Below are 13,323 nucleotides of genomic sequence, written 5' to 3' on the forward strand. Positions count from 1 at the left end.
GTTGAAGCGCAGCGGATTATTGTAGACATACGTGTACAGGTTCTGTGTTAGTGGGTTTGTTAGCGTTCCTTCGTAGCTATCCTCATTAATAAACCTACCAACACTCAGATCATACCACCTGGCTCGGAGATATTGAAGGCTGAGGCTTATTCGCGTCATCGTAATAATAGCGGTCCGCTTCGAGCTCCATCGAAATTTTCGGTTTTATGGCGCCAAATAACCGGGGAATTCGGGAGAATTTGAAGCGGTTTTTTCTGAATGCTTCCTAGATTTTGGATGTTCAGTTCTTGTTCATTTGCTGAATGTAAAATTTTGTTGTCGCAATTTAAAGTGATATGTCATAATATGGTTATCGAGATCTCAATTTACAAAGTTGGTTCCGGTCGTAATTTATGGATTCCTCGGCTTGTACAAACGATTGATGCGGCTATGACCATTTCTGGGAAAAAGTTGTACAAGTATAGCCAGTGCAGCGACAACATGAGCCTTTCTGAGCGGGGGGAGACTTCATTATGAAGGAGCACATCGATTACCGCATCATGATGAGAAATGTAAAAATCGGTTTTACGGTCCTGATGAGCATAATGCTTCTTGTTTCCAATCTTCCGGCATTTGTCAAAGCGAATGCGGCGCCGGGGGCCATTTATTATGTGGCGCCCTGGGGCTCCGATGCCAATACGGGCATTGAAGCCTCGCCATGGAGAACGATTCAGCATGCAGCAGGGGTGCTTCGTCCGGGTGAAACGGTGTTTGTCCGGGGAGGAATTTACAAAGAGAATATTACGATCAAAAGCTTCTCAGATTCGGGAGACTACGTTACTTTTCAGGCTTATCCGGGAGAGACTCCCGTGATCAGCGGAGCGGAGAGCAGAAGTTCGAGCCTTGTTCAGTTTTACGGCGCGAGCCATGTTATTTTTGACGGATTCGAGTTGACCGAGTTTCGGGTCGCCGACCGAAGCAAATACATTTCGGCAATCAAAGTCGTCGAAGGCTCTTCCAATCTGATTCTTCAGAACAACCGCATTCACAACATAGCGAATACCGATGCGAACGGAAACGCCAACGGAATCGTCGTTTACGGAAACAGCGGCACGCCGATCCGCAACGTTACGATCTCTAACAACTACCTGCACGATCTGACTTTGGGTTCCAGCGAAGCGCTGACGATCGTAGGGAATGTCGACGGTTTCCACGTAAATCGCAATGTCATCGAGAGAGTCAACAATATCGGGATCGATGTGGCCGGCTTCTACGGAACCTGCTCCGGGAATTGCGTCGACCAAGCCCGCAATGGGGTTGTCGCGGGTAATAAAGTTTCTTATGTCGACACCATTCACAATCCGGCCTATCGCGGTCATCGGGCAGCGGCGGGAATCTATGTCGACGGCGGTACAAATACGGTTATTGAAGGCAATGAAGTGTTCAGCAGCAACTATGGAATCGAGATCGCAAGCGAGCGAGGCGGTGCCGCCGCCAGCATGATCACCGTGAGGAACAATTACATCCACGACAATCATATGTCCGGTTTGATTATGGGCGGCTCCTCGTCGGACAACGGTGGAGTTAGAGACAGCGCCATCTTGAACAATACGTTCTATCGCAACAATCAATTGCGTACCGGAGACGGCGAGATTACGTTCCAGCATCATGTGCAGAACAACGTCATTGTCAACAATCTAGTGATTGCGGGCAAGGATACGCCGTTTATTTTCGATAACCGCTCGACCAGCATGAACAATATTCTGGATAACAATCTTTATTTTACAGAGAACGAAGCAAGCCCATCTTGGCGTTACGGTAATGTTGTCTACAACAGTTTTGACAGCTACCGACAATCGGCGAATCAGGATCCGAACGCTAAATACGCCGATCCGATGTTAAGGTTGCTTGTCGACGGCCGACCGGAATTGATCGCCGGTTCCCCTGCGATCGATGCCGGAACGCAACTCTATTCGCAAGTCGGGACTTCGGACCTGATCGCTTCTTCACGGGTAATCGGACAAGCAATAGACATCGGCGCGATAGAATATGCAGCATCAACTTCGGAATCGCCGATAACGCCTCCGGGGGAACCTGAGTTGCCAACAGTCCCCCCTCGAGAGCCGGAATTGCCGACAGCGCCTTCTGAGGAACCGGAATCTTCGACACCACCGCTTTTTATTATCGATGGTTTGATCGAAGACTGGCGGCAATATGCTTCGCTGGCAACAAGCGATTCGAACGTAAAGGAGTTGAAGGGCGCTGTTATAGGCGAGACGCTATACGTACTCATAACGGGGCAATTGCTGAAAGAAAAAGGGCAACTGTACATTCGGACGGAAGGAGCCGATTCCTTCGCTGTCCCGTTCTGGTCGAATCAACAAGCGAACTATTTACTGGAGAACGGAATTCTGTACCGGTACGCGGGAAGCGGCAAAGACTGGAGCTGGCGGCAGGTCAAAGATTACCGCAATTACGAAGTAGCGCTTAACCATGCCGCAATCGAAATGGCGATTCCGTTAACCGACTTGAACGTTCACGATAAGCGGAGCATTGCAGTCGGGTACGTGTGGAAGGATTCCAAGAGGGATCAGTTGCCGCTCGGGGGAAGCATGGTCGCTGTAAGCGGCGCTCCGGATCTTCCGCAGCCGACGCAAGAAGCGACTCCGACGCCCTCCGTCGGTATTCACATCGATGGCCGGGCCGACGATTGGAAGCCATTCCAGGCTCTGACCGCCAAAGCGGATCAGTCGCTTGCCGCTTACGTTACGAATGATTCGGAGTTCCTGTTTATCGCCATTCGAACCAACGGCACGCCTAAGAAAAACCAGATCTATATCAATACGGATAACGACTCGACTTCCGGCTACCAGTCTTCCAGGTGGAAGAAATCGGGCATAGACGATCTGATCGAAAATGGTGCGATGTACCGTTACCAAGGAGATAACAAGAGTTGGGACTTCCGCAAGCGATCGTCGCTGGACAACGCCTCGTACGCCAATTCTCCGGGTTTCATAGAAATGAGAGTGAGATTGGAGGAGCTTGGCATCGGGCCGGGCGGCACGATTGCGATCGGAGTTATGCTTGACGATCAGAAGACTTTGAAGCTTCCCGAAGTGGAGGCGCTGGTCGAGTACAAAATTACGAAATAGTTCATGTTCCCTGCACAACGTCATTTATGCGAGAAGCGAGGTATGCAAGAGATGAAAGTGTTGATTACCGGAGGATACGGCTTTATCGGTTCCCATGTCGCGGACCGGTTTTTCAAGGAAGGCTACGAAGTATTCATCATCGACAATCTGTCGACCGGAAATAAAGCGAACGTGCAAATCAAACATCGCGGCTATACGTTGGATGTGACGGATCCCAAATGCGAAGAAATTTTCCGCGCGTATCGCTTCGATACGGTCGTTCATCTCGCGGCTCAGATCAGCGTCGGCAAATCCCTCGCGAATCCCCAGTTGGACACGGACTCTAACGTGCTGGGGACCGTGAACATGCTGGATTTATCGGTCAAGTACGGGGTGAAAAGGTTTATTTATGCCTCATCGGCCGCGGTATACGGCTTAGACGAAACCTTGCCGCATCTGGAAACGAAGAGCGTAGAGCCGATTTCGCCTTATGGCATCAGCAAATACGTGAACGAGCTGTACGCAGATAAGTGGCATGCGCTGCATGGTTTGTCTACGATCGGGTTCCGCTTCTCCAACGTATACGGCCCGCGGCAAAGTGCCGAAGGCGAAGGCGGAGTCATCTCGATATTTATGAACAACATGCTGCAGGACAAACCGCTGAAGGTGTTTGGCGACGGCGAGCAAACCAGGGATTTCATCTATGTCGAGGACGTGGCGGACGCGGTATACCGCAGCGCCAATTCTTCGCATACGGGCATCTACAATCTTTCCGTGAACCGGCAGGATTCCGTCAACGAGATTATTCGATCCCTCTCGGAAATCCGGCCGGACTTGCAAGTTCAACACGAGCCGCCTCGTCCTCAGGATATTCTGCATTCGCGACTGGACAATTCGGCGGTAATGCGAGATTTAGACTGGTCTCCGCTCTATGGCCTTAAAGAAGGCCTGGAGCGTACATACGCTTACTTCGCCAGTCAGGCCGGGGAGAAGGAGGCCGCGGCAACCGCCGCAGCCGATCCCGCGCCGGCGAGAGCGCGTCCCAAGCTGCCGAAGTGGCTGATGCCGACGTTCGAGAATTTGCTGGCGTTCGCATTAACCGCCTGGCTGAGCCTGAGTATTGTCAGCAACATGTACGGAGTCATCGACGTCAAGCTGTTCTACATAACGATCGTCGGTATCCTATACGGAAATCGTCAGGCGCTGCTGGCCGTTGCGTTATCAATTGGCTTGCTGACCTATCAGGAACTGCAGGCAGGCAGAGACCTTGTGTCGCTTACCTATGACACGGATTTCTTTTTCAGCATTGCGATCTATCTGTTTATCGGACTTGTCGTCGGTTACGCGATACAGCGAAAAAACGTACGGATCTCCCAGCAAGAGCGAAAAGCTGCCGAAGCCAGCGAACGCTACGAATTTCTTGAAGATATCTACAAAGAGGTTCGCGAGGTAAAAGATGAGCTTCAACTTCGCATCATGAACGCCGGAGACAGCTACGGCAAAATTTATTACGCTACCAAAGAGCTCGAAAGTCTGGAGCCCGAAGCGGTGTTTAACTCTGCGGTGAACGTTGTCAAGTCGATTATGCGCGTCGAGAAGGTTGCCATCTATCGCATAAACAAGTATCAAAACTTTTTGCGGCTGCTGGCGAGTTCGGGATACGATGCGAAATCGCTGGACAAGTCCTTGAGGGTTTCAGATTTCGGCCACCTGCAGCACATGCTGCAAAACGGACAGATGTACACGAACAAACAGCTTGAGCCGGGCCTGCCGTTGATGGCGGTTCCGCTTTATCATCATGACCAGGTTGCCGCAGTCATTGCCATTGACGGCATGAAATTCGAAAGCTTCTCCTTGTACCAGCAAAATCTGTTCCAAATTACGGCGGATTTAATAGCTTCGTCGTTAAGCAAGGCCTTTACCTTTATTGAGGCTACGGAAAATCATCGGTACGTTGAAGGAACCAGAATCATGCAGCCCGCCGTTTTTAAGGAAATCGTGCAGACCAAGCATGAGGCCAAGCTGCAACACCATATTCCTTATCTGCTGCTGCAATGCAGCTTGAACCAATTTTCTCCGCAGGAGGCGGCGCAATTCATCGAGCCGCTGTTGCGCGAGACGGACTACGTAGGTTTGGCGGAAGAAGGGCGGTTTCAACTGTTGCTGTCGAATACGAGCAAGCAGGATTTGAACACGATCATGCCGCGATTGTCCCATCCGCAAATTTCCTTTACCGTCGTGAACGAGGAGTGAGAGAATGCTTTGGCTTTATTACGGACTGTATCTCATCCTGTCCGCTTCGGTTCTTGCGCTGTTGAATCGGCATGACAAACAGTTGATGTTCATCAAGCTGTTGTTCGTAGCCTGCGTTCCCGTGTTGGGCTGGCTCTTGCCGACGGTGTGGCTGCAAAAGCCGCGTCATCGCTTCGAGCGTCAGTTTGCGGAATATGTCGAGCAGCAGGAGCAGGAGCATACGATTCGCCGAATCGGGGTATTCCACGGTGTCGAAAAGCAGCGCGAACTGGACGTCGTGCCGATCGAGGACGCATTGGTCGCCAGCCGGCATCAAGATCGGCGGCAAGCGCTGATCGAGGTGCTGAAGCAGGATACGATCAAGTACATCGAAGTTCTGCAGCTCGCGGTCAATAACGAAGATACCGAGACCTCGCATTATGCGGTAAGCGCGATAATGGAAATTAAGCGTAAGCTATTGATTTCCTTGCAGGAATTGGAAGTTCGTTATGAACAAGATCAGAATCATGCGGAAACCGCGAAAGCGTATATCGAGATACTGACTGCCTATGTAAAAAGCGGATTTCTTGATGAGCGTACGAAAAGGAAATATCAATATACGTATTTGTTCGTTCTGACGAATTATTTGAACCAGAACGAGGAAGAAGAAAGTCTGTTTGCCGCCAAGCTGGAAACGGAAATCGAACTGGGGCTCTATTCGGATGCTGAGCAGACCGCCCAGCGGTACGTCGAATGTTATCCGTTAAGCGAGCAAGCTTACATGGCATTGCTGAAGTATTATTTCATTGTCCGTTCCAGCCGGAAGCTGGAGCTGACGCTAAATCGCTTGAAAAACTCGCCAATTCGTTTGTCGAATGCAGGTCTGACTGCAGTGCGGTTTTGGTCCGAAGGGGAAGCAGATGGACAACAACGTCAAATTTAGAAGAAACGTCTATATCATTCTGGTGGGCATCCTTGCTTTCGGCATTATTTCTCAGATTGCCCGCTCCGATCTCGTGCTGAAGTATGTCTCGAATAACAATCCGATGTCTCTGGCGGAGCTTCGAGAGTTCGAGGCCGCGAACATGCTCGTAACGGACGAGTCGACTTCCGATGCGCACTGTATGGTATACGACAGCTTGGATGAACTAAGCGTGAAGTATTACGACAACTTCCGCGAAGTGTATCGCTATATCAAGCAGCCTTATACGATTCAGGACGTCGCTGCGGACGAGATCCGCTTCGAATCGTGCCGGGCCGTCCTACTGCTTAATAGCATCGAAACCATGCCGGACGCCGTTGACGAGCTTGAGCGGTATATTGCCGAAGGCGGCTATCTTTTCATGACCAGAATGGATCATCCAGGTCCCGTATTCACTCGAATCTACCGTAAAATCGGAATTGTCAACTATCGGTACGTCATTGGAAATAACGACATCGAATTTACTTCGAACGTGCTGATCGGGCAGAAAAATCAGAAGTTTGCCGACGATCATTTCTACAACGACTCGCTTTCCGTAGAACTGGATCACAGCAGCGAAATGCTTGCCAAGGGAGATCTCTCGCCGATCATTTGGCGCTATGAGTACGGCGATGGGGCTGTAATGGTCTATAACGGGAACAATCTGTTCACCAAATCGAACCGGGGCTTGATCGTCGGTGCGCTCAGCATGCTGATTCGCGACTACATCTATCCGATTTTTAACGCCAAGCTTTTCTACATCGACGATTATCCGGCACCATTGAGCAAAGCGATAGACCTTGGCATTTACGCGGACTACAAGCGCAATATCGCTTCGTTCTTCAAAGATATTTGGTGGCCGGATATGATACGGGCGGCGAATAGATACGACTTGAAGTATACTGCCGTTGCGATTCAAGACTACAACGAGGTTGTCGCGGCGCCGCTTCCCGCTTACAGGCAGGAGGATCTGACCAATCTGATCGTATACGGCCGCGAAGTGTTGAAGACTGGCGGCGAGATCGGCATCCACGGCTACAATCATCAGCCTTTGCAGTTTCGGGAGGATATCGCCAAAGAATACGATTACAAAACTTGGAGTTCCTACGAGGATATCGAGACTTCCGTGCAGACTGTCGTCGCGTTCTTGAAGAAGGCTTTTCCGAGCTACGATACGGTCAGTTACGTGCCTCCTTCCAACGTATTGAGCGAGCAAGGCAGGAAAGCTCTTGCCGATAACTGGGACAGCCTTCGCGTCATTGCGAGCTTGTACGAGGACGATCCAAGAGGCTTCTCCTATGTACAGGAATTTGAAATTGCTCCCGACGGCATAGTGGAGATGCCGCGCATTACGTCCGGCTACAGCGAAGCGCCGGATATGCTATGGCTGGAAGCGAGCGTCATGACTGCGCACGGTTATTTCTCGCACTTTATCCACCCGGATGATTTGCTCGACGAGCATCGAGGCAAAAAGAAAGGCTGGAAAAATCTGTATCAAGATTTCGGGAATCTGCTTGATCGGATCAGCGATACCTACCCCTGGTTAAAGGCGCAAACTTCCGGAGATGCCGCGATGCATGTCGCGGCGGTGCTCAACAGCCGGATCACGCGCAAGCAATCGGAGGAGAAGCTGGCCGTCGACATCGAGAACTACCGCACAAAGCAATATTTCATTCTTCGCACCGACAAGAAAATCGGGAAGTTAACTCATTGCCATGTCCAACTGATTGATGAAAATACGTATTTGGTCGAAGCGACAAACGCGCATTTCAATATTGAACTTAAGTAGGTGGAAACTTGAGGATATGCATGATTGCCGAAGGCTCCTACCCTTATGTCACGGGGGGAGTCTCCAGTTGGATTCACCAAATCGCCACGCAAATGCAGGAGCATGAATTCATCATTTACACGATCGCGGCGCAACGCTCGCAACAGGGCAAGTTCAAGTACAAGCTGCCTGACAACGTCATCGAAGTCAAGGAAACTTTCCTCGATACCTATTTGACCGAGGAAGGCCAATGGGGAACGCGGGTCAGTCTTACAGATGCCAATCGCGACAACCTGATGAGGCTGCTCGGAGATACGGGGAATGTGGAGTGGAAGGAACTGTTTGCGCTTTTGCGCCAAGACAAATATGCGAGAGTGTCGGATTTTTTGCAGAGCAAAGATTTCTATGACGTGCTGCAAGCGCTCTGCCTGAAGCGCTATCCGCTCGTTCCTTTCACGGAAATGTTCTGGACGGTTCGTTCGATGATTCTTCCGCTCTTTCTGATTATCAGAGAGAACGTGCCGCAAGCGGATCTGTATCACAGCGTATCTACCGGTTATGCGGGAGTGGTCGGCGCGCTGGCCAAACAGCTTCACGGGAAGCCGTTCCTGCTAACCGAGCACGGTATCTACTCGAGGGAGAGAGAAGAAGAAATCATTAAGGCCGATTGGGTGAAAGGGTACTTCAAAGATTTGTGGATTCAATACTTCTACCGCTTGTCGGGCAGCGCGTACGAGAACGCGGACCAAGTGACGACGCTGTTTAACCGCAATCGCGAGATTGAAATTGAACTGGGTTGCGACGCGGATAAAATCCGAATTATTCCGAACGGAGTTCTAGTCGAAAGGTACGATGGGCTGGATCGGCAAAAGCCCGAAGATCAGCTGTATCTCGGCGCAATTATCCGCGTAGTGCCGATTAAAGACATCAAAACGATGCTGCTGAGCTTCATGCTCATTAAGGAAGAACGACCAGATGCCGTGTTTTTTATTATGGGCTCTTACGAAGAAGACGAGGAGTACTACGAGGAGTGCACTAAGCTGGTAGACAGCCTGCAGTTGAAAGATGTCATTTTTACCGGTGCGGTCAACGTTTTGGAATACATAGGCAAAATGGATGTTTTGCTGCTGACGAGCATTAGCGAGGGACAGCCGCTCGCGATATTGGAGGGCATGGCCGCCGCCAAGCCTTACGTTGCAACGAATGTCGGCAGTTGCAAGGAACTGCTTGAGGGATTGGATGACGGAATAGGTCCGGCAGGTTTAGTGGTTCCGGTTATGCATGTCGAGCAAATTGCCCGAGCGGTGCTTCAACTGGCCAACAGCAAGAAGACAAGGGAAGAGTACGGACGGAACGCTTACGCGCGCGTCAGCCGTTACTATCGGCAAGAAGATGTAATCGCGAATTATCGCAAATTATACGGAGAATTAGGAGGCGAGGCCAATGGCGGGGATAGGATTCGAGTTGCGCAAGCTCTTTCGTAAGGAAGGGTTGCTCAACAATCTGCGAGCCTACGCGTATTCCTCCATGACTACGGTCGGCCCCATGATCCTCTGTATGTCGCTGATCATTATTTTGCAGCGCTTGATGTCCATCCATCAGGGAACCTATCTGGACTGGGAATTGTATATCGCCACTGTATCCTATTGCTTTATATTTTCGATCGTGATCAGTTCCGGAATTTCCCTTATCGTTACACGCTACGTTGCGGACAGCTTGTATACGAAGCAATTTAACAAGCTCATGTCTTCTTACTACGGAGTGCTGAGCATCATTATTCCGATCTCTTCGATCATTGCGGCAATCTTCTTGAGCCGGGTAGAAGGGAGTCTTGCGTACAAATTCAGCGCCTTTTTCTTTTTTGTTTTTCTTGTGATGGTGTGGATACAGGGCATCTATTTGTCCGCGTTAAAGGACTACATGCGCATTGCGCGAAGCTTCCTGGCCGGCGCGTTGATGGCTGTGCTGGTCGCATGGGCATTGATGAAGTATTTCTCGATCTCTACTCTTTTGGGAGCCTTTATCGGACTGGACGCCGGATTTTTGACCATATGTTTCTTAACGGGGTTTCATATGCACCAGAAATTCCCCAAAGCGGATTCCGGCAGCTACTACGAGTTTCTGCAGCATATGAAGAAGTACCCGGCGTTGTTTTTCAGCGGCATGCTTATATACTCGGGAATCTACTTGCACAATTTCGTTTACTGGTTCAGCGATCAGGGGCAAGTGATCGGAGGCGCCTATCGGGTGTTCATGTTTTACGATGTGCCCGTCTTTTACGCGTTTCTGACCGTGTTGCCTACGCTCGTCGCTTTTGTCGTATCCGTCGAAACGTCCTTCTTTGAAAAGTTTCGCCATTACTATTTGAACGTTAATGCCGACGGAACGATACAGGATATTCAAAATGCCAAAAAGCAGATGCAGAGAACGCTGATGCGGGAAATCAGCTTTCTGATGGAGATCCAGCTTCTCGTTACAATCTTGTCGCTTGGCGCAGGCATGCTGCTATTGCCGAAAATCGGCTTTACGATGCAGCAGTTGGATCTGTTCATCATTTTGTCGCTCGCTTATTACTTATTCATTATTTTCTTCTCGCTTGTGCACATTCTGATGTACTTTGACGATCGGAAAGGCGTGCTCTGGACGGGCTTGCTGTTCGTAACGCTGAATATCGGATGCACGATCGTAACGATGAAGCTGAATTATGACGGTCTTGGCATGTTCATCGCTTCGTTCGTCTCGTTGCTGGCCGTAAGCGCGCGGCTGCTCTATGTGCTGAGGAATATCGATTACTACACGTTCTGCGCACAACCGATCAGTAACAACAAGCAATACAGCCGAAGCAGAGGCAACGCCAAAGCAAGCGCTGCTGCAACGATGGTTATCGTGTGCTTGCTGGCGACGGCATGCAGTTCGGGCGCTTCTTCTTCCCAGACGAACGATAGTCCCGCCACGGTAATTACGGTCGACCACGACTACAGGTTAAAAGACGACAAACGATTGTACAAACGAGATCAGGACGATTCGCTTAAAGTGCTGTATATCACCGTCCTGCCGACGAAAGAAGAGAATTCTTCATTCGACTGGTACGCATTAAACCGCCAAGTCGACAAGGAATCGGGACAGTCGCTTGAAGCTATCGTGCAGGAAGGGCTGCCGGACGGGCTCGGACCTAAGCCGGGGATGTTCGAGCACGATGCGACGGCGCCCAATGCATCGATTGCGGTGCGCGGCAATTCGGCTTGGTCGCGCGTTCAAAAGTCCTATAAGCTGAGTCTCTATGAAGAGACCGGTCTGTACATGGATCAGCGAACGCTGAATCTGAACAAGCACATCGATGATTTGTCGCGTCTGCGCAACAAGCTTAGCTTTGATCTGATGGAAACGATCCCCGATATGACAAGCCTGAGAACGCAGTTCGTCCAGCTCTATGTCAAAGATCTTTCCAACGGAGACAAGCAAGCTCCTTATGTCGATTATGGCTTGTACACGAATGTCGAACAGCCGAACAAACGTTTTTTGAAAGCCCATATGCTGGACCCGAACGCATTTTTGTACAAAGTGAAGTTTTTCGAGTTTCATCGTTATCCGGACAGGATCAAATCGACGACGGACGAAACTTACGATGTCGCCAAATTCGAGGAGATTTTGGAAATCAAAGGGCGCAAAGAGCACGACAAGCTGATCTCCATGCTGGAAGCCGTCAACGATTACAGCATTCCGATTGAAGATACGGTAGAGAGATATTTCGATCTCGACAACTTCCTGACTTGGACTGCCATGAACATTTTAATGGACAATATGGACACGGATGCCAACAATTTCTTCCTGTACTCTCCGCTTAATATCGAGAAGTGGTACTTCCTTCCATGGGATTACGATGGGGGATGGGAGCTTCAGAGAAATATGCATTTCATCCGTCCCTATCAAACCGGTCTGAGCAACTATTGGGGAGTTGAATTGCATAACCGCTTTTTCCGGAACCAGGAGAATGTCGACAAGTTGACTCGGAAGATCGAAGAGCTCAGCCGCTACATCAACGAGGAAACCGTAAAGGAGCAAATCGGCAAATACCGCGATACCGTAGAGCCGTTCGTCGGCCGAATGCCGGATGTTCAATATTTGCCCGATCGTCTGGCCGCTTACGATCAAGACATACAACGGATTATCGATACGCCGAAAAAGGCGCTGGAACGTTACTACGAGGATCTGGAAAAGCCCAAGCCGTTTTATTTGAATGAAGCGACGCAGCGCGACGGCCGAATCTACTTCGATTGGGGCGTATCGTTCGATCTGCAAGACGACGAGCTGACCTATGAAATGGTCATATCCAAAAACAAGGAGTTCACGGACATCGTCTATGAGAACAGAAGTCTGCGGGACATCTCGCATTCGATTCCGGAGTTGGCTCCCGGACGATATTTTTGGCGGGTAGACGTTGTGGACGGTAAAGGCAATCGGCAGTTCAATTTTGAAATCTATACGGACGTTGAAGGTGATATGTACTACGGCATTAAGGATTTCGAGGTGAACTGAATGAGGCTTAGGGGCAAACGGCTGCGTACGGAGCAAAAATACTACATCCATCTGCACGATTACTTGACGCTTCGCATGAAGCTTGCTCATCTGATGACGCTGGATCCGAATTCGGTCGATATTGACGGCTACAATATTCGCAGCCTGTATTTTGACGACCTGCGCAGAACCGCGCTGGAAACGAAAAACGACGGCGTATTCAGACGGCAAAAGTTTCGGATACGCATCTATAACGGTTCGGACAAGCATATCGCTCTGGAGCGGAAGAGCAAGCTGGGAGAATACGTGGCAAAGGAATCTTGGCGCATCTCCAGGGAGCAGTACGAGGAAATTTTGCATGGAAAATACGAAAGCTTGTATGCAAGCGAAGATCCGTTAGCTCGCGATTTCTACGCTTCCTTGACCGTCGGCGGTTATACGCCGAACGTGATTGTCGATTATTGGCGCGAAGCGTTCATCTATCCGCAAGGGAATGTGAGAATCACTTTCGACAAGCGTCTTGCGGTAGCGACTAACCAGCTTGATCTGTTTCACCCGGAGCTGTCGTTCTCCGAGATCAACATGCCTGGCATTACGATCATGGAGGTCAAATTCGACGATATGCTGCCTAATGTCGTCAGAGAGCAGATAACGCCGGTACATCATCTGCGATCTACGATTTCAAAGTACGTTCTATGCCGGGAAAAGCTGATGCTGCTGCATACACAATAATGTTG

The 13,323-nt window shown here is 50.1% G+C and carries 7 protein-coding genes and 1 pseudogene; 7 read left to right on the plus strand and 1 reads right to left on the minus strand.

The annotated features are described in order from the left end of the window. Nucleotides 1-141: pseudogene (locus tag B0G52_RS36805) on the minus strand (RHS repeat-associated core domain-containing protein); the annotation flags it as partial. A gap of 371 nt (nucleotides 142-512) precedes the next feature. Here B0G52_RS36805 and B0G52_RS32925 point away from each other — a divergent pair. Genes B0G52_RS32925 through B0G52_RS32955 form a run of 7 tightly spaced genes read left to right on the plus strand, consistent with a single transcriptional unit; the run spans nucleotide 513 to nucleotide 13,318 of the window. After that, nucleotides 513-3,131 carry a right-handed parallel beta-helix repeat-containing protein gene (locus tag B0G52_RS32925; protein WP_094050681.1) on the plus strand — a complete coding sequence of 873 codons (2,619 nt, stop codon included), beginning with the start codon at nucleotides 513-515 and terminating at the stop codon, nucleotides 3,129-3,131. 51 nt (nucleotides 3,132-3,182) lie between these two features. Next, the gene (locus tag B0G52_RS32930) at nucleotides 3,183-5,363 is read left to right on the plus strand and encodes an NAD-dependent epimerase/dehydratase family protein (RefSeq protein ID WP_158223983.1); all 2,181 of its coding nucleotides are present in this window, start codon (nucleotides 3,183-3,185) and stop codon (nucleotides 5,361-5,363) included. 4 nt (nucleotides 5,364-5,367) lie between these two features. Next, nucleotides 5,368-6,285 (plus strand): hypothetical protein, encoded by a 918-nt coding sequence (locus tag B0G52_RS32935; protein ID WP_094050683.1) that lies wholly within the window; start codon nucleotides 5,368-5,370, stop codon nucleotides 6,283-6,285. Beyond that, entirely contained in the window at nucleotides 6,263-8,092 is a 1,830-nt protein-coding gene (locus B0G52_RS32940; protein ID WP_094050684.1) for a DUF2194 domain-containing protein, read from the plus strand. The genes B0G52_RS32935 and B0G52_RS32940 overlap by 23 nt, the downstream gene beginning before the upstream one ends. A gap of 20 nt (nucleotides 8,093-8,112) precedes the next feature. Next, the gene (pelF, locus tag B0G52_RS32945) at nucleotides 8,113-9,555 is read left to right on the plus strand and encodes a GT4 family glycosyltransferase PelF (protein ID WP_233163298.1); all 1,443 of its coding nucleotides are present in this window, start codon (nucleotides 8,113-8,115) and stop codon (nucleotides 9,553-9,555) included. Beyond that, complete coding sequence (pelG, locus tag B0G52_RS32950; protein ID WP_094050686.1) at nucleotides 9,515-12,607, plus strand: exopolysaccharide Pel transporter PelG; 3,093 nt, start codon at nucleotides 9,515-9,517, stop codon at nucleotides 12,605-12,607. The genes pelF and pelG overlap by 41 nt, the downstream gene beginning before the upstream one ends. Beyond that, nucleotides 12,608-13,318: a polyphosphate polymerase domain-containing protein gene (locus B0G52_RS32955; protein WP_094050687.1), complete on the plus strand. Its 711-nt coding sequence runs from the start codon at nucleotides 12,608-12,610 to the stop codon at nucleotides 13,316-13,318. The last annotated feature ends 5 nt before the right edge of the window (nucleotides 13,319-13,323 follow it).

It is taken from the genome of Cohnella sp. SGD-V74 (genome assembly GCF_003001675.1).
GTDB lineage: Bacteria > Bacillota > Bacilli > Paenibacillales > Paenibacillaceae > Cohnella.

Excerpts from the sequence above, each read along its gene's own strand:
- B0G52_RS32925 (WP_094050681.1), top strand. The coding sequence starts at position 513 with ATGAAGGAGCACATCGATTACCGCATCATGATGAGAAATGTAAAAATC.
- B0G52_RS32930 (WP_158223983.1), top strand. The coding sequence starts at position 3,183 with ATGAAAGTGTTGATTACCGGAGGATACGGCTTTATCGGTTCCCATGTC.
- B0G52_RS32935 (WP_094050683.1), top strand. The coding sequence starts at position 5,368 with ATGCTTTGGCTTTATTACGGACTGTATCTCATCCTGTCCGCTTCGGTT.
- B0G52_RS32940 (WP_094050684.1), top strand. The coding sequence starts at position 6,263 with ATGGACAACAACGTCAAATTTAGAAGAAACGTCTATATCATTCTGGTG.
- pelF (WP_233163298.1), top strand. The coding sequence starts at position 8,113 with ATGATTGCCGAAGGCTCCTACCCTTATGTCACGGGGGGAGTCTCCAGT.
- pelG (WP_094050686.1), top strand. The coding sequence starts at position 9,515 with ATGGCGGGGATAGGATTCGAGTTGCGCAAGCTCTTTCGTAAGGAAGGG.
- B0G52_RS32955 (WP_094050687.1), top strand. The coding sequence starts at position 12,608 with ATGAGGCTTAGGGGCAAACGGCTGCGTACGGAGCAAAAATACTACATC.